We start from the raw sequence: 17,238 nt of genomic DNA on the forward strand, positions 1-17,238 counted from the left end.
GCCCCTCCGATGCCCGCTCGTCTCCGTGCCACCGCCCAGGCCGGACGGACCGGCACGGCTGGACAGCCGCATGCAAGGTTACTTACCTTCGCCGTCCATGCGGATGCCGGTCTGCAGTGTTTCCGCCCAGAGGGTGTGCGGACGATGTGCGAAGCTGCCGAACTGTTATGGCCTGGTTCGGCCGGGGTGAAACACTGGGCAGGCTTCCTGTGAAGGTCCGGGCAGTCCGAATGCGCACCTCGTGCGGCGGGCAGCAGCCCCGGAAGGCGGTCCGGCGAAGCCGGCGGACCGCGCGCGGCACAGGAAGTACGCGGCAGCAACCGGTCCGCCGAGCGGTGGCGGCCGGGCACAGCAGTAAAGGTCGACCCCTGCGGGAGGGACACAGTGGAGTCTGGCGCAGCGACGCGGGGCACTAAGGCGCGCGCGAAAGGCGGACAGTCCCTGAGTAACCAGGGCAGGACGCGGGGCGGCAGTACGACGGTGGACACGGCCGCGCTGAACCGGCTGCTGGCGGCCCTGGTGGCGATGCGGGAGGGGAACTTCCGCAAGCGGCTGACGGTGTCCGGCGACGGCGTGATGTCGGAGATCGCGGCGGTCTTCAACGAGGTCGCCGACCGCAATCTGCACCTCACGGGCGAGCTGGCCCGAGTGCGGCGGGTGGTCGGACGTGAGGGGAAGCTCACGGAACGGCTGGAGACGGGGGCCTGCGAGGGGTCCTGGGCGGCCGCGATCGACAACTCGAACGCGCTCGTCGACGACCTCGTACGACCGGTCTCCGAGGTCAGCCGGGTGCTGTCGGCGGTGGCGGAAGGTGATCTGTCGCCGCGCATGGAGCTGCGCACGCAGACGGCGGAGGGCGCCGGGCAGCCGCTGCGCGGGGAGTTCCTGAAGGTCGGGCGGACCGTGAACAACCTGGTCGACCAGTTGTCGACGTTCACGGACGAGGTCACGCGGGTCGCCAGCGAGGTCGGTACCGAGGGCAAGCTCGGCGGGCAGGCCCGGGTGCGCGGTATGTCCGGGTCGTGGAAGGACCTGACGGACTCCGTCAACACGATGGCGTACCGGCTCACCGCTCAGGTGCGGGACATCGCCCTGGTGACGACGGCGGTGGCCAAGGGTGACCTGTCCCGGAAGGTCACGGTGCACGTGGCCGGCGAGATGCTGGAGCTGAAGAACACCGTCAACACGATGGTGGACCAGCTCTCCGCGTTCTCCTCCGAGGTGACGCGCGTCGCCCGGGAGGTCGGCACCGAGGGAGCCCTGGGCGGGCAGGCCCAGGTGCCGGGCGTGGCCGGGGTGTGGAAGGAGCTGACCGACTCCGTCAACACCATGGCCGGGAACCTGACGGCCCAGGTGCGGGAGATCTCCCACGTGACGACGGCGGTCGCCAACGGTGACCTGTCGAAGAAGGTGACGGTGCCGGCCCGCGGCGAGGTCGCGCAGCTCGCCGAGACGATCAACCAGATGACCGAGACGCTGCGGATCTTCGCGGACGAGGTGACGCGCGTCGCCAACGAGACCGGTGGCGAGGGGCAGCTCGGCGGTCAGGCGAACGTGCCGGGCGCGGCCGGCATCTGGAAGGACCTGACGGACTCCGTCAACACCGTCTTCCGGAACCTGACCACCCAGGTGCGGGACATCGCCGCGGTGACGACGGCGGTGGCCAGCGGTGACCTGTCGCAGAAGGTCACCGTGGACGTGGCCGGCGAGATGCTGGAGCTGAAGAACACCGTCAACACGATGGTCGACCAGCTGTCCGCCTTCGGCGCCGAGGTCACGCGAGTGGCCCGCGAGGTCGGTGTCGAGGGTGAGCTGGGCGGTCAGGCGCAGGTGCCAGGGGCGGCGGGTACCTGGAAGGACCTGACGGACTCCGTCAACACCGCCTTCCGGAACCTCACCGGTCAGGTGAGGAACATCGCCCAGGTGACGACGGCGGTGGCCAACGGCGACCTGTCGCAGAAGGTCACCGTGGACGTCTCCGGCGAGATGCTCCAGCTGAAGAACACCGTGAACACGATGGTGGACCAGCTGTCGTCCTTCGCCGACCAGGTGACGCGGATGGCCCGGGACGTGGGCACGGAGGGCCGCCTGGGCGGTCAGGCGCGGGTCGACGGGGTGTCGGGCACGTGGAAGGAGCTGACGGACTCCGTCAACTCGATGGCGTCCAACCTGACCGGTCAGGTGAGGAACATCGCGCAGGTGACGACGGCGGTGGCGCGCGGTGACCTGTCCCAGAAGATCGACGTCGACGCGCGCGGCGAGATCCTGGAGCTGAAGAACACCATCAACACGATGGTGGACCAGCTGTCGAGCTTCGCGGAGCAGGTCACGCGGGTGGCCCGCGAGGTGGGTACGGAGGGCCGGCTCGGCGGTCAGGCGCAGGTGCCCGGCGTCGCCGGCGTGTGGCGCGACCTGACCGACTCGGTGAACGGCATGGCCGGGAACCTCACCGCGCAGGTGCGCAACATCGCGCAGGTCGCGACGGCGGTGGCGCGCGGTGACCTCTCCCAGAAGATCACCGTGGACGCGCGCGGGGAGATCCTGGAGCTGAAGAACACGCTGAACACGATGGTGGACCAGCTGTCGTCCTTCGCCCAGGAGGTCACGCGCGTCGCGCGCGAGGTGGGCACCGAGGGCATCCTCGGCGGCCAGGCGGAGGTGCAGGGCGTCTCCGGCACCTGGAAGGACCTCACGCAGTCCGTGAACGGCATGGCCAACAACCTGACCATGCAGGTCCGCAACATCGCCGAGGTCACGACGGCCGTCGCCAAGGGCGACCTGTCGAAGAAGATCACCGTCGACGCCAAGGGCGAGATCCTCGAGCTGGTCACCACCGTCAACACCATGGTCGACCAGCTGTCGTCCTTCGCCGAGCAGGTGACCCGGGTGGCCCGGGAGGTGGGCACGGAGGGCATCTTGGGCGGTCAGGCGCACGTGCCCGGCGTGGTGGGCATCTGGAAGGACCTCAGCGACAACGTCAACCTGATGGCGAAGAACCTCACCGTGCAGGTGCGGAACATCTCCCAGGTGGCCGCCGCCGTCGCCAACGGCGACCTGACGCGGACGGTGACGATCGAGGCGCGCGGCGAGGTCGCGCAGCTCGCCGACACCTTCAACACCATGGTGAAGACGCTCAGCTCCTTCGCCGACCAGGTCACCAAGGTGGCCCGGGAGGTGGGCACGGACGGCATCCTGGGCGGCCAGGCGCACGTGCCCGGTGTGGCGGGCACCTGGAAGGACCTCACCGAGTCGGTGAACCAGATGGCGTCCAACCTGACCGGTCAGGTGCGCAACATCGCCATGGTGACCACGGCCATCGCCAAGGGCGACCTCACCAAGAAGATCGACATCGACGCGCGCGGCGAGATCCTGGAGCTGAAGACGACCATCAACACGATGGTGGACCAGCTGTCGTCCTTCGCCGAGGAGGTCACCCGGGTGGCCCGCGAGGTGGGCACCGAGGGGCAGCTCGGCGGTCAGGCACGCGTGCGGGACGTCGACGGCACCTGGCGGGACCTGACGGAGTCCGTGAACGAGATGGCCGGGAACCTCACCCGGCAGGTGCGGGCCATCGCGCGCGTGGCGACCGCGGTGACCCGCGGCGACCTGAACCTGAAGATCGACGTGGATGCCTCCGGGGAGATCCAGGAACTCCAGGACTACATCAACAAGATGATCGCCAACCTGCGCGACACCACGATCGCCAACAAGGAGCAGGACTGGCTCAAGGGCAATCTGGCCCGGATCTCCGGCCTGATGCAGGGCCGCCGGGACCTCCAGGACGTGGCCTCGCTGATCATGAGCGAGCTGACCCCGGTGGTCTCCGCGCAGCACGGCGCCTTCTTCCTCGCCATGCCGCCGGCCGAGGGGCAGGAGCAGGCCGGCGCCGAAGGCGATCAGTACGAGCTGCGCATGCTCGGGTCGTACGGCTACTCGATGGGCTCGATGCCGACCTCGTTCCGGCCGGGGGAGGCGCTGGTCGGAACGGCCGCGCAGGAGAAGCGCACGATCCTGGTGGAGAACGCGCCGAGCGGCTACCTGAAGATCTCCTCCGGGCTCGGCGAGGCGCCGCCCGCCCAGGTGATCGTCCTGCCGGTGCTGTTCGAGGGGCAGGTGCTCGGCGTCATCGAGCTGGCGTCGTTCACCCCGTTCACGCAGATCCAGAAGGACTTCCTCAACCAGATCGCCGAGATGATCGCGACCAGCGTCAACACCATCTCCGTCAACACCAAGACGGAGCTGCTGCTGAAGCAGTCGCAGGAGCTGACCGAGCAACTGCGCGAGCGGTCCGAGGAGTTGGAGCAGCGGCAGAAGGCACTCCAGTCGTCCAACGCCGAACTGGAGGAGAAGGCCGAGCTGCTGGCGCAGCAGAACCGCGACATCGAGGTCAAGAACACCGAGATCGAGGAGGCGCGGCAGGTCCTGGAGGAGCGCGCCGAGCAACTCGCGGTCTCCATGCGGTACAAGAGCGAGTTCCTGGCCAACATGTCGCACGAGCTGCGTACGCCGCTCAACTCGCTGCTGATCCTCGCCAAGCTGCTCGCCGACAACGCGGACGCCAACCTGTCCCCGAAGCAGGTCGAGTTCGCCGAGACCATCCACGGCGCCGGTTCCGACCTGCTCCAGCTCATCAACGACATCCTCGACCTGTCGAAGGTCGAGGCGGGCAAGATGGACGTCTCCCCGACGCGCATCGCACTCGTCCAGCTCGTGGACTACGTGGAGGCCACCTTCCGGCCGCTGACCGCGGAGAAGGGGCTGGACCTGTCGGTGCGGGTGTCGCCGGAACTGCCCGCCACGCTGCACACCGACGAGCAGCGACTCCTCCAGGTGCTGCGCAACCTGCTGTCCAACGCGGTGAAGTTCACCGACTCGGGAGCGGTGGAGCTGGTCATCCGCCCGGCCCGGGACGACGTGCCCCAGGCCATCCGGGAGCAGTTGCTGGAGGCCGGTTCGATGTCCGACCCGGACGCGGAACTCATCGCGTTCTCGGTGAGCGACACGGGCATCGGGATCGCGGCCAGCAAGATGCGGGTGATCTTCGAGGCGTTCAAGCAGGCCGATGGCACCACCAGCCGCAAGTACGGCGGTACGGGGCTGGGGCTGTCCATCTCGCGGGAGATCGCGCAGTTGCTGGGCGGTGAGATCCACGCCCAGAGCGAGCCGGGCCGCGGGTCGACGTTCACGCTGTACCTGCCGCTGCACCCGAGCGAGCTGCCCGCGCACGGTTACCAGCAGGCGCTTCCGGCGCCGGAGTCCGGAGGGTCGCTCGCCACGCCGGGCGCCGACCTGGCGCTGCCCGGCGCGTCGGCCGAACCGCCCGCCGAGGCCAAGTCGTACGACGACTACCGCAACGGTGTCCCGTCGCTCTTCCGGCGCCGGCGCCGCGCCGTGGCGGAGGCCGAGGAGCGGTCCGCCGCCCAGCCGGAGCAGCAGTCGGCCGCCGAGCGGGACGAGTCCGCGCCGCAGTCGAGCCGCGGTATCCGGTTCGGCGGGCAGAAGGTGCTCATCGTGGACGACGACATCCGCAACGTGTTCGCGCTCACCAGCGTGCTGGAGCAGCACGGCCTGTCGGTGCTCTACGCCGAGAACGGGCGCGAGGGCATCGAGGTGCTGGAGCAGCACGAGGACGTGGCGGTCGTCCTGATGGACATCATGATGCCGGAGATGGACGGGTACGCGACGACGACGGCGATCCGCCGGATGCCGCAGTTCGCCGGGCTGCCGATCATCGCGCTGACCGCGAAGGCGATGAAGGGCGACCGGGAGAAGGCCATCGAGTCGGGCGCCTCCGACTATGTGACCAAGCCCGTCGACCCCGACCACCTGCTGACGGTGATGCAGCAGTGGATGCGGGAGGAGTGAGGCCGGGTGCTCGCGGTGCGGGCCGCTCGCCGGCCCGCCCGGCGGGTGCGGCTCGCCCGGCGGGAGTACGGCCCGGGCGGCGGTCCGGCCGGCGGTCCGGTCCTCGCGGGCGAGGGGGCGGCCCGCTCGGGCAGCGTGACCGCGGTACCTGCGGGCAGCGTTGCCGGGCAGGGCCGGGTCGCGGCCCCTCGGCGGCGTGTCGCGGCCCGCTCCCGGAGGCGTGAACGGGTACCGTCCGCACGGCGGACCCGGCCCGTGTGCGAACGTGGGGGTACGCACGTGGAGCGGACCCGGGGTGCGCGAGTCGCTGACTCAGTGTGCCCGGAGCCGTGTAGAGACGCGGGATTCGGGGAACCTTCTGGTCTCCTGCCGCGTTTCTGCTACGTGCACAGTGACATCGCGGTGACAGGGTGTGTCGACAGGCGGGGTGCGGCTACGATGACCGGCACAAGGACGGGCGGCGCAAGGGAGTCGTCCCCTGGGGCGGCGCCCGCCGGTGCCGTCCCAAGTCCTGCGGACAGGGGAGGCCCCACGCCGGGGCGAGGAGGGCGGGCCATGGTGCAGAAGGCCAAGATCCTCCTGGTCGATGACCGGCCGGAGAATCTGCTGGCGCTGGAGGCGATCCTCTCGGCGCTCGATCAGACGCTGGTGCGGGCATCGTCCGGGGAGGAAGCGCTCAAAGCACTGCTCACGGACGACTTCGCGGTCATTCTGCTGGACGTCCAGATGCCGGGCATGGACGGTTTCGAGACCGCCGCCCACATCAAGCGACGGGAGCGGACGCGGGACATCCCGATCATCTTCCTCACCGCGATCAACCACGGCCCGCACCACACCTTCCGCGGGTACGCGGCGGGCGCGGTGGACTACATCTCCAAGCCGTTCGACCCGTGGGTGCTGCGCGCGAAGGTCTCCGTCTTCGTCGAGCTGTACATGAAGAACTGCCAGCTGCGTGAGCAGGCGGCGCTGCTGCGGCTCCAGTTGGAGGGCGGCGGCAAGGAGGCGGCCGGCGAGGCCAAGGAGCCGGCGGGGCTGCTCGCCGAGCTGTCGGCGCGGCTGGCGGCCGTCGAGGAACAGGCCGAGGCGCTCTCCAAGCAGCTGGGGGACGAGTCGACGGACGCGGCGGCGGTGGCGACCGCGGCGCATCTGGAGCGCAAGCTCACGGGGCTGCGGCGGGCGCTGGACGCCTTGGAGCCGGGCACGTCCGGAGGCCAGGCCGCGGTCAACTGACCGCGGTCGGCGCGGCCGTCCGCGCGGCGCGTGGGGTGAATCCGCATCAGGCGCGGCCCCGGACGCGTCAGTTCCGCTCTCGTTCGAGGACGACACGAACGGGTGAAGCGGTGGGCACACGTGTCGACCGCCGTCTCCCCCGGTAACCTCACACCCATGGCCTCACGTCCCTCCGCAGCCAAGAAGCAGCCCGCGAAGAAGGCGGCCGCTCCCGCGAAGGGTCCGGCGAAAAAGGCACCCGCCAAGAAAGCGCCCGCGAAGAAGGCAGTCGCCAAGAAGGCCCCGGCGAAGAAGCCCGGGCCCAAGGCGGCGCCCAGCCCGACCGGAGGCGTCTACCGGGTCGTGCGCGCCCTCTGGCTGGGCGTCGCGCACGCCGTCGGCGCCGTCTTCCGCGGCATAGGGCAGGGCGCGAAGAACCTCGACCCGGCACACCGCAAGGACGGTGTCGCCCTGCTGCTGCTCGGCATCTGCCTCATCGTCGCCGCGGGCACCTGGGCCGACCTCAAGGGCCCCGTCGGCGACCTCGTCGAGATCCTGGTCACCGGCGCCTTCGGCCGGCTCGACCTGCTGGTCCCGATCCTGCTCGGCGCCATCGCCGTACGTCTGATCCGGCACCCGGAGAAACCCGAGGCCAACGGCCGGATCGTGATCGGCCTGTCCGCGCTCGTGGTGGGCGTCCTGGGGCAGGTGCACATCGCCTGCGGCTCACCGGCGCGGGGCGACGGCATGCACGCGATAAGGGACGCCGGCGGCCTCATCGGCTGGGGCGCGGCGACTCCGCTGTCGTACACCATGACGGACGTCCTCGCCGTGCCGCTGCTCGTGCTGCTCACCGTCTTCGGGCTGCTGGTCGTCACGGCCACGCCGGTCAACGCCGTCCCGCAGCGGCTGCGGCAGCTCGGCGTACGGCTGGGCCTCCTCCGCGACGCGGAGGCCGAGGAGTTCCCGGGCGACGACGACCGGTACGACGAACAGTGGCGCGAGGCGCTGCCCGCCCGGTCCCGCAGGCGCGCGGCACCGGCCGCCGAGCCGTACGACCCCGAGGGGGCGGAGCAGGAGGCGCTCGCCCGGCGCCGCACCAGGCCCCGGCGGTCCGCCGTGCCGCAGCCCGACATGGACCGGCAGCCGGACGCCGTGGACGTCGCCGCCGCCGCGGCCGCCGCCCTCGACGGCGCCGTACTGCACGGCATGCCGCCGTCCCCGCTGGTCGCCGACCTCACCCAGGGCGTGGGCACGGGGGAGCGGGAGTCGTCGGCGCCGACCCCGACACCGGTCCCGGCGGCGCGTCCGCAGCCGGGGAAGCTCAAGAAGGACGTCACCGAGGAGAAGTCGGGCGTCCCGGACCTCACCAAGACGCCGCCCCCGCAGGAGCGGGAGCTTCCGCCGCGTGCCGAGCAGCTCCAGCTCTCCGGAGACATCACCTACTCGCTGCCGGCCCTTGACCTGCTCACGCGGGGCGGCCCCGGCAAGGCGCGCAGCGCCGCCAACGACGCCATAGTCGCCTCGCTGACCACCGTCTTCACCGAGTTCAAGGTCGACGCCGCCGTCACCGGCTTCACCCGCGGGCCGACGGTCACCCGCTACGAGGTGGAGCTCGGCCCCGCCGTGAAGGTCGAGCGGATCACCGCGCTGGCCAAGAACATCGCCTACGCGGTCGCCAGCCCCGACGTGCGGATCATCAGCCCGATCCCCGGCAAGTCCGCGGTCGGCATCGAGATCCCCAACACCGACCGGGAGATGGTCAACCTCGGCGACGTGCTGAGGCTGGCCGAGTCCGCCGAGGACGACGACCCGATGCTGGTCGCCTTCGGCAAGGACGTCGAGGGCGGCTACGTCATGCACTCGCTGGCGAAGATGCCGCACATGCTGGTCGCGGGCGCCACCGGCTCCGGCAAGTCGTCCTGCATCAACTGCCTGATCACCTCGATCATGATGCGGGCGACCCCGGAGGACGTCCGGATGATCCTGGTCGACCCCAAGCGCGTCGAGCTGACCGCGTACGAGGGCATCCCGCACCTGATCACGCCGATCATCACCAACCCGAAGCGGGCCGCCGAGGCGCTCCAGTGGGTCGTGCGCGAGATGGACCTCCGGTACGACGACCTGGCGGCGTACGGCTACCGGCACATCGACGACTTCAACCGCGCGGTGCGCGAGGGCAAGGTCAAGCCGCCCGAGGGCAGCGAGCGGGAGCTGCAGCCGTACCCGTACCTGCTGGTGATCGTGGACGAGCTGGCCGACCTGATGATGGTGGCGCCGCGCGACGTCGAGGACGCCATCGTGCGGATCACGCAGCTCGCGCGCGCGGCCGGCATCCACCTGGTGCTGGCCACGCAGCGGCCCTCCGTGGACGTCGTCACCGGTCTGATCAAGGCCAACGTGCCCTCGCGGCTGGCCTTCGCCACGTCCTCGCTCGCCGACTCGCGGGTCATCCTCGACCAGCCCGGCGCCGAGAAGCTGATCGGCAAGGGCGACGGCCTCTTCCTGCCGATGGGCGCCAACAAGCCGACCCGTATGCAGGGCGCCTTCGTGACCGAGGAGGAGGTCCAGGCGGTCGTCCGGCACTGCAAGGAGCAGATGGCGCCCGTCTTCCGGGACGACGTCACCGTCGGCACCAAGCAGAAGAAGGAGATCGACGAGGACATCGGCGACGACCTCGACCTGCTGTGCCAGGCGGCCGAGCTGGTCGTCTCCACCCAGTTCGGGTCGACCTCCATGCTCCAGCGCAAGCTGCGCGTCGGCTTCGCCAAGGCCGGGCGTCTGATGGACCTGATGGAGTCGCGCAACATCGTCGGGCCCAGCGAGGGTTCGAAGGCTCGTGACGTTCTTGTGAAGCCTGACGAGCTGGACGGAGTGCTCGCCGTGATCCGGGGGGAGTCTGAGGGGTAGGGAACGGTAGGCGAAGGGTTTTCCCGGCGGAGGGTCAGGGCGGCCGGCCGGCCGATCGTGACTCACCCGTTAGGGATCATTGAGCAACCGTTTCCCCATGGCCAACGTCAAGTTGAGGGAAGCGACAAACGGATAGTCCACCATCGGGATGCCGGGCCATACCGATGGCGTACAAAGTCGTACCGCCCGGTTGCCCCACCCGTTCGCACCCCCCCTAGACTGAACGTCCAGCACAGGCGGCTAAACGCTCGAAAGGCGCCCCCGTGTCCATCGGCAACTCCCCTGAAGACGAGCGTCCGATCGCAGACGTGTCCCCAGCCGTTCCTGACGAGGCCGACGACGCCCCCCGGGAACCGGGCCCCTCCGTCGGCCGTGCCCTGCAGCAGGCCCGGATCGCCGCCGGGCTGACCGTCGACGACATCTCCACCGCCACCCGTGTCCGGATCGCCATCGTGCACGCCATCGAGGCGGACGACTTCGCCCCCTGCGGCGGAGACGTCTACGCGCGCGGTCACATCAGGACCCTCGCCAAGGCCGTCGGTCTCGACCCGGCCGAACTGGTCGCACAGTTCGACGCCGACCACGGCGGGCGCCCGGCACCGACCCCGGCCGCGCCCCTGTTCGAGGCGGAACGCATCCGTCCGGAGCGGCGCGGACCCAACTGGACCGCCGCCATGGTCGCCGCGATCGTCGCGGTGATCGGCTTCGTCGGCTTCTCCTTCGTCAAGGGCGGCGACGACGGCGGCAACGAGGCGAGCGTCGCCGAGGGCGCCCAGCCGTCGGCGGGCGAGTCCGCCTCGGCGAGCGCCAAGCCGAAGAAGCCCGCCGACCCCAAGCCGGAGCCGAGCGACAGCGCCATCGCCGCCGCGCCCCGGGACAAGGTGACCGTCAAGGTCACCGCCGCCGACGGGCGCAGCTGGATCTCCGCCCAGGACCACAACGGCCGGCTGCTCTTCGACGACATCCTCGAACAGGGCGACTCGAAGACCTTCCAGGACAGCGAGAAGGTCAAGCTCGTCCTCGGCGACGCCGGTGCCATCGAGCTCTACGTCAACGGCAAGAAGATCGAGGACGACTTCCAGCCGGGCGCCGTGGAGCGCCTGACCTACACGAAGGGCGACCCGCAGGTCGGATAAGGGACCGAGGGGACGAGTCACCACGGGGTTGGCCAGGATCGGCCAACCCCGTCGACGTGGGGTGTCCGCGGGACGAAGTAGTCTTGAGCCCATGCCTGAAAGCCGCACCGTCGCACTCGTCACCCTTGGCTGCGCCCGTAACGAGGTGGACTCGGAGGAGCTCGCAGGCCGTCTGGAGGCGGACGGCTGGAAGCTCGTCGACGACGCCGAGGAAGCGGACGTCGCCGTCGTGAACACGTGCGGCTTCGTCGAGGCCGCCAAGAAGGACTCCGTGGACGCCCTCCTGGAGGCCAACGACCTCAAGGGCCACGGAAGAACGCAGGCCGTCGTGGCGGTGGGCTGCATGGCCGAGCGGTACGGCAAGGAGCTGGCCGAGGCCCTGCCCGAGGCCGACGGCGTCCTCGGCTTCGACGACTACGCCGACATCTCCGACCGCCTGCAGACCATCCTCAGCGGCGGCATCCACGCCGCCCACACCCCGCGCGACCGGCGCAAGCTGCTGCCGATCAGCCCCGCCGAGCGCCAGGAGGCCGGTGCCTCCGTCGCCCTGCCCGGGCACGCGCCGGCCGACCTCCCCGAGGGCGTCGCGCCCGCCTCCGGCCCCCGCGCTCCGCTCCGTCGCCGCCTGGACGGTGCGCCGGTCGCCTCCGTGAAGCTGGCCTCCGGCTGCGACCGGCGCTGCTCCTTCTGCGCCATCCCGTCCTTCCGCGGCTCCTTCATCTCGCGCCGCCCCAGCGACGTGCTGAACGAGACGCGGTGGCTGGCCGAGCAGGGCGTCAAGGAGATCATGCTGGTCTCCGAGAACAACACCTCCTACGGCAAGGACCTCGGCGACATCCGTCTGCTGGAGTCCCTGCTGCCGAACCTGGCCGAGGTCGAGGGCATCGAGCGGGTGCGGGTCAGCTACCTCCAGCCGGCCGAGATGCGCCCCGGTCTGATCGACGTCCTGACCTCCACGCCCAAGGTCGTGCCCTACTTCGACCTCTCCTTCCAGCACTCCGCGCCGAACGTGCTGCGCGCGATGCGCCGCTTCGGCGACACCGACCGCTTCCTGGAGCTGCTGGACACCATCCGGAGCAAGGCGCCCGAGGCCGGCGTGCGCTCCAACTTCATCGTCGGCTTCCCCGGCGAGAGCGACTCCGACCTCGCCGAGCTGGAGCGGTTCCTGAACCACGCGCGGCTGGACGCCATCGGCGTCTTCGGCTACTCCGACGAGGAGGGCACCGAGGCGGCGACCTACGACGACAAGCTGGACGAGGACGTCGTCGCCGAGCGGCTGGCACGGGTCTCCCGCCTCGCCGAGGAACTGGTCTCGCAGCGCGCCGAGGAGCGGGTGGGCGCCACCGTGCGGGTCCTCGTGGAGTCCGTGGAGTCCGACGACTCCGCCGACGAGGGGGACGGCGTCCGGGGCCGCGCCGAGCACCAGGCACCCGAGACCGACGGCCAGGTGCTGCTCACGAGCGGCGAAGGTCTGCGGGTCGGAAGTATGGTCGAGGCGAAGGTGGTCGGTACGGAGGGTGTCGATCTGGTGGCCGAGCCGCTGCCGGTGTCGCCCGCGTGGAGTGAGGAGGCCGGCAGATGACGGGTGTCCCGGCGTCCGCGGCCGGCGGTTCCTCCGGTGCGCGCAGGACCGGGGGTTCGACCGAGGGCGGTGCCGCCGGGCGCGGCGGCAAGATCGCCGCGGCCGCCGTCAACCAGGCGAGCGTGTGGAACGTCGCCAATCTGCTGACGATGCTCCGACTGCTCCTGGTGCCGGCCTTCGTCGCGCTGATGCTGGGCAACGGCGGGTACGACCCCGCCTGGCGCTCGTTCGCCTGGGCCGCCTTCGCCATCGCCATGATCACCGACCTGTTCGACGGCCATCTGGCGCGCACCTACAACCTCGTCACCGACTTCGGGAAGATCGCCGACCCCATCGCCGACAAGGCGATCATGGGGGCGGCGCTCATCTGTCTGTCCTCCCTCGGTGATCTGCCCTGGTGGGTGACGGCCGTCATCCTCGGCCGGGAACTCGGGATCACCGTGCTGCGTTTCGTGGTCATCCGGTACGGCGTCATCCCGGCCAGCCGGGGCGGCAAGCTCAAGACGCTCACTCAGGGTGTCGCCGTCGGCATGTACGTCCTGGCGCTGACGGGGCCGCTGGCGACCCTGAGGTTCTGGGTGATGGCGGCGGCGGTGGTGCTGACCGTGGCGACCGGGCTGGACTACGTGAAACAGGCCATTGTGCTGCGCCGCCGGGGAATCGCCGAGCGCAGAGCGGCGTTGAAGGAGACGGAAGTTTGAGTTCCACAGCCGCCGACGTGGTGCGGCTACTCACGGTCAGGGGCGAGACCCTGGCGGTCGCCGAGTCGCTGACCGGTGGGCTGGTGGCGGCCGGGATCACTTCGGTCCCGGGGGCCTCCAAGGCATTCCGGGGATCGGTCACCGCCTATGCGACGGAGCTGAAGCGGGACCTGCTCGGTGTGGACGGTGAGCTTCTCACGGCGCGCGGAGCGGTGGATCCGCAGGTCGCCGCCCAGATGGCGGCGGGAGTGCGGAAGGCGCTGGGCGCCGACTGGGGTATCGCGACGACGGGTGTGGCCGGCCCGGACCCTCAGGACGGACAGCCCGTCGGCACGGTTTTCGTGGCCGTCGACGGGCCGTTCACGGGGGACGACGGTTCCGCCCGTGGCGGAAAAGTGGAGGCGCTGCGGTTGAACGGCGATCGCGCGGAAATTCGTATGGAGAGTGTACGGAGCGTACTCGCACTCCTCATGAGGGGGCTTGCGGGCGAACAGACCGGGAATGAGCGGGCACAGGATACGGAACGGAACGGGGGGTTTTGATGTTTGCAGCCCTGAGTGAACACGACATCGCTCCCCGCACGGCCGCGGCGCGAGGCGGTACGGTGGGGCGTGAAGGATGCGGTTACGCGGTCCGAGGAGGGAGCCACCGATGATTCTGCTCCGTCGCCTGCTGGGTGACGTGCTGCGTCGGCAGCGCCAACGCCAGGGCCGTACTCTGCGCGAAGTCTCCTCGTCCGCCCGAGTCTCACTCGGCTATCTCTCCGAGGTGGAGCGGGGGCAGAAGGAGGCCTCTTCCGAACTGCTCTCCGCCATCTGCGACGCGCTGGACGTACGGATGTCCGAACTCATGCGGGAAGTGAGCGACGAGCTCGCGCTCGCCGAGCTGGCCCAGTCCGCTGCGGCCACGCCCAGCGAGACCGTGCCCGCGCCGGTTCGCCCGATGCTTGGTTCCGTGTCGGTGACCGGTGTGCCACCGGAACGGGTGACCATCAAGGCGCCCGCCGAAGCGGTGGACGTCGTCGCCGCCTGAGCGCTGCGAACGTGTGCGTGTGAGGCCCCGGCCGGGGCTTCTCCGGGAGACCGGGGAGGTGCGGTCGGGGTTTTTGCGTGCGCGGACACGGAACGGCGGTGGACACGGAAGTATGCCCGGTTTGCCGGTCTTCGGCGGTGCGGTCATCGTGGAGGGACTACTGGCCGCGGCGGGAGCGGCCCGGGGGCCGACCGACGGAGGTGTGGATGTACGTCGTGAAGAGCCCGTTGTCCGACGCGAACCTGAAGACCGTCTCCGAGGCGCTGCAGGGCGGCCTCGTCGATCTGGTGGACCTGGCCCTGGTGGCCAAGCAGATCCACTGGAACGTGGTCGGCCCGCGGTTCCGCTCCGTCCACCTCCAGCTCGACGAACTCGTCGACACGGCGCGCGCGCACTCGGACACGGTGGCCGAGCGTGCCTCGGCGCTGGGTGTCTCGCCCGACGGGCGCGCCGCGACCGTGGCCGTCGGCAGCGGCATCGACGTGACGCCGGAGGGGTGGGTCGACGACACCACGGCGGTACAGACGATCGTGGACGCGCTGGGCGCGGTGATCACTCGGATGCGGGAGCGGATCGCGGCGACCGGCGACCCCGACCCGGTGAGCCAGGACATTTTCATCCAGATCACGGCCGATCTGGAGAAGCAGCACTGGATGTTCCAGGCGGGGAACGGCTGACCCGGCCGTGGTGTCGGCGCGGGCGGCGCGCCGGGCGGCCGCGCTGGGGCTGGGCGCGCTGTGGTGGTGGGCCGTGCTGCGCCTGGCGCTGGAACCCGGCGCCGGCGTCCTCGAAGGGGCCGTCGCGGTCGGCGGCTGGGGCCTGAGCGTGCTGCCGGTGCACTGTGTGCCCCGGCGGCAGGCGGCGGGGGCCGTGGGGCGGGAGCGCTGGCGGCGGGCCCTGTTCACGGCTCTGGGCGGCCGAGCGGCGTCGAGGGCGACCCGTGCGGACGCGGGTCCCGGCGAGGGACGGACCGGCCGGGGCGGGCTCCCTTGAACCGGCGGGCTCGGCCCGGCGGGGTTCGAGCCGGCGTGGAGTGTCGGTCGAGCAGCGCTTTACAGGGACTCGGGAGCGGGATAACGTACAACCAAATGGTTGTAGATGGGATTCCCGGAGAAACGGCAGGGGCCGACGAGGGCGTGGACCGCCTGTTCCAGGCCCTGGCCGACACGACGCGTCGTGACATCCTGCGTCGCTGCGTGCGAGGCGATCTGTCGGTGTCGCGACTGGCCGATGCCTATCCGATGAGCTTCGCCGCCGTGCAGAAACACGTGGCGGTACTGGAGCGGGCCGGGCTGGTGGTCAAGGAGCGCCGAGGAAGGGAGCAGCTGGTGCGGACCGACCCCGGCGCCGTCGAGCGGGCCCGTCAGGCCCTGGACGAACTCGAGACGGCCTGGCGCGGCCGGGTGGAGCGGATGTCCCGTCTGCTCGCCGAAGACGCGGATCCGGGTGTGCACAACCCGACGGAAGGACCGGAACGATGAGCGTCACCAGTCTGAACAAGGACCTCGAGAACCTGACCCTGACCCTGGTCGCCGACTTCTCCGCCCCCGTCGAACGGGTGTGGCAGCTGTGGGCCGACCCCAGGCAGCTGGAGCGCTGGTGGGGGCCGCCGTCCTACCCGGCGACGGTGGAGCAGCACGACCTGACCCCGGGCGGGGACGTCACGTACTTCATGACGGGCCCGGAGGGCGACAAGTACCGCGGCTGGTGGCGGGTGGCCACGGTGGACGCGCCGACGTCCCTGGAGTTCACCGACGGGTTCGCCGACCAGGACGGCGTTCCGAACGCCGACATGCCGACGACCGCGACCAGGGTGACGCTCACCGAGCGGGACGGGGGCACCCGCATGGAGATGCTGTCGGTCTTCGACACCCGGGACCAGATGGAGCAACTGATGAAGATGGGCATGGAGGACGGGCTGCGCGAGGCGGCCGGCCAGATGGACGGTCTGCTCGCCGGCTGACTCAGCGCCGTCCGCGCTCCCGCCCGGACTCGCGGCCCCGCCCGGCCGGGGTGGGGCCGTGCTGGCAGACCGGGCACCAGTAGGTGGGGCGGTCGCGTGAGCCGTCGCCCTGGTTCGCCACCCGGATCGAGGTGCCGCAGCGCAGACAGGGCCGGGGTGCGCGGCCGTACACGAACAGGTCCTGGCCGCGCAGGCCCGTGGTGCGGCGCACCGGGCGGTCGCGGTTGGCCTCCAGGAGCCGTTGGGCGAGAGCGGGCACCTTCGCGGCGTGCGCGGCGGGCAGATCCCCGACGGGCAGCCACGGGGTGACGCCGAGGAGGAAACAGAGTTCGCACTTGTAGACATTGCCGACCCCGGCGAGATTGCGCTGGTCCAGCAGTGCCTCGCCCAGGGGGCGGGCGGGGTCGCCGCGCAGGTTGGCCAGGGCCTGGTCGGGGTCCCAGTCAGGGCCCAGCAGGTCGGGACCGAGATGGCCGACGACGCGCTCCTCGTCGGCCGTGCGGAGGACTTCCAGCACCGGGAGGCGGTATCCGACGGCCGTGCGGTCCGCGGTGCCGAGAACGGCCCGGATCTGGTACGCCGGGCCGCCGCTCCAGCGTCGTCCGGCGTCGAACACCTTCCAGGAGCCGTCCATCCGCAGGTGCGAGTGGACCGTCAGACCACCCTCCACGCGGGCGAGCAGATGCTTGCCGCGCGGGGTGACGTCCAGGACCGCGCGGCCCGTGAGGTCGACGGTGGCGTACCGGGGGACGCGGAAGTCGCTGACGGTCAGCACCCGGCCCGCCAGGGCGTCGTGCAGCCGTCGCGCGGCCTGCCAGACAGTGTCTCCTTCGGGCATGG

13 protein-coding genes are annotated in these 17,238 nt (G+C 70.7%); 12 read left to right on the top strand and 1 reads right to left on the bottom strand.

From position 1 onward, the window contains the following. The first annotated feature begins 384 nt into the window (after positions 1–384). The 12 genes from ACFZP7_RS25485 (at position 385) to ACFZP7_RS25540 (ending at position 16,398) form a co-directional block, all read left to right on the top strand. Positions 385–5,865, top strand: a complete 5,481-nt coding sequence (locus ACFZP7_RS25485) for a HAMP domain-containing protein (protein WP_125772849.1) — start codon at positions 385–387, stop codon at positions 5,863–5,865. Between the two features lie 555 nt (positions 5,866–6,420). Beyond that, a complete protein-coding gene (locus tag ACFZP7_RS25490; RefSeq protein WP_019325750.1) occupies positions 6,421–7,095 on the top strand; it encodes a two-component system response regulator in 675 nt (224 codons plus the stop codon). Between the two features lie 156 nt (positions 7,096–7,251). Then, a complete protein-coding gene (locus ACFZP7_RS25495; RefSeq protein WP_385635907.1) occupies positions 7,252–9,984 on the top strand; it encodes a DNA translocase FtsK in 2,733 nt (910 codons plus the stop codon). A 263-nt stretch (positions 9,985–10,247) separates the two neighbouring features. Next, entirely contained in the window at positions 10,248–11,120 is an 873-nt protein-coding gene (locus tag ACFZP7_RS25500) for a helix-turn-helix domain-containing protein (RefSeq protein ID WP_220672256.1), read from the top strand. A gap of 91 nt (positions 11,121–11,211) precedes the next feature. Then, the gene (gene rimO, locus ACFZP7_RS25505; RefSeq protein ID WP_385635910.1) at positions 11,212–12,702 is read left to right on the top strand and encodes a 30S ribosomal protein S12 methylthiotransferase RimO; all 1,491 of its coding nucleotides are present in this window, start codon (positions 11,212–11,214) and stop codon (positions 12,700–12,702) included. Continuing rightward, positions 12,699–13,403, top strand: a complete 705-nt coding sequence (gene pgsA, locus ACFZP7_RS25510; protein WP_019325754.1) for a CDP-diacylglycerol--glycerol-3-phosphate 3-phosphatidyltransferase — start codon at positions 12,699–12,701, stop codon at positions 13,401–13,403. The genes rimO and pgsA overlap by 4 nt, the downstream gene beginning before the upstream one ends. After that, a complete protein-coding gene (locus tag ACFZP7_RS25515) occupies positions 13,400–13,945 on the top strand; it encodes a CinA family protein (RefSeq protein WP_031015351.1) in 546 nt (181 codons plus the stop codon). Before pgsA ends, ACFZP7_RS25515 begins: the two co-directional genes overlap by 4 nt. Before the next feature lie 109 nt (positions 13,946–14,054). Next, positions 14,055–14,435 carry a helix-turn-helix domain-containing protein gene (locus ACFZP7_RS25520; RefSeq protein WP_007387871.1) on the top strand — a complete coding sequence of 127 codons (381 nt, stop codon included), beginning with the start codon at positions 14,055–14,057 and terminating at the stop codon, positions 14,433–14,435. Between the two features lie 206 nt (positions 14,436–14,641). Continuing rightward, entirely contained in the window at positions 14,642–15,112 is a 471-nt protein-coding gene (locus ACFZP7_RS25525; RefSeq protein ID WP_019325756.1) for a Dps family protein, read from the top strand. A 7-nt stretch (positions 15,113–15,119) separates the two neighbouring features. Beyond that, positions 15,120–15,428, top strand: a complete 309-nt coding sequence (locus ACFZP7_RS25530; protein WP_019325757.1) for a hypothetical protein — start codon at positions 15,120–15,122, stop codon at positions 15,426–15,428. Between the two features lie 95 nt (positions 15,429–15,523). Then, positions 15,524–15,916 (top strand): helix-turn-helix transcriptional regulator, encoded by a 393-nt coding sequence (locus ACFZP7_RS25535; RefSeq protein WP_220672487.1) that lies wholly within the window; start codon positions 15,524–15,526, stop codon positions 15,914–15,916. After that, positions 15,913–16,398: an SRPBCC domain-containing protein gene (locus tag ACFZP7_RS25540; protein WP_030969321.1), complete on the top strand. Its 486-nt coding sequence runs from the start codon at positions 15,913–15,915 to the stop codon at positions 16,396–16,398. Before ACFZP7_RS25535 ends, ACFZP7_RS25540 begins: the two co-directional genes overlap by 4 nt. 1 nt (position 16,399) lies before the next feature. Here the strand turns inward: ACFZP7_RS25540 and ACFZP7_RS25545 are convergent, their stop codons facing one another. Then, positions 16,400–17,236, bottom strand: coding sequence for an Fpg/Nei family DNA glycosylase (locus tag ACFZP7_RS25545; RefSeq protein ID WP_031015361.1), 837 nt, complete (start codon positions 17,234–17,236; stop codon positions 16,400–16,402). Positions 17,237–17,238 lie beyond the last annotated feature (2 nt).

The sequence above is a fragment of the Streptomyces sp. SudanB5_2050 genome (assembly GCF_964272335.1).
GTDB classification, from domain to species: Bacteria; Actinomycetota; Actinomycetes; order Streptomycetales; family Streptomycetaceae; genus Streptomyces; species Streptomyces rochei.

Coding starts and splice junctions, on each gene's coding strand:
- ACFZP7_RS25545 (WP_031015361.1), bottom strand. CDS start 17,236: ATGCCCGAAGGAGACACTGTCTGGCAGGCCGCGCGACGGCTGCACGAC.
- pgsA (WP_019325754.1), top strand. CDS start 12,699: ATGACGGGTGTCCCGGCGTCCGCGGCCGGCGGTTCCTCCGGTGCGCGC.
- ACFZP7_RS25525 (WP_019325756.1), top strand. CDS start 14,642: ATGTACGTCGTGAAGAGCCCGTTGTCCGACGCGAACCTGAAGACCGTC.
- ACFZP7_RS25490 (WP_019325750.1), top strand. CDS start 6,421: ATGGTGCAGAAGGCCAAGATCCTCCTGGTCGATGACCGGCCGGAGAAT.
- ACFZP7_RS25535 (WP_220672487.1), top strand. CDS start 15,524: ATGGTTGTAGATGGGATTCCCGGAGAAACGGCAGGGGCCGACGAGGGC.
- rimO (WP_385635910.1), top strand. CDS start 11,212: ATGCCTGAAAGCCGCACCGTCGCACTCGTCACCCTTGGCTGCGCCCGT.
- ACFZP7_RS25540 (WP_030969321.1), top strand. CDS start 15,913: ATGAGCGTCACCAGTCTGAACAAGGACCTCGAGAACCTGACCCTGACC.
- ACFZP7_RS25520 (WP_007387871.1), top strand. CDS start 14,055: ATGATTCTGCTCCGTCGCCTGCTGGGTGACGTGCTGCGTCGGCAGCGC.
- ACFZP7_RS25495 (WP_385635907.1), top strand. CDS start 7,252: ATGGCCTCACGTCCCTCCGCAGCCAAGAAGCAGCCCGCGAAGAAGGCG.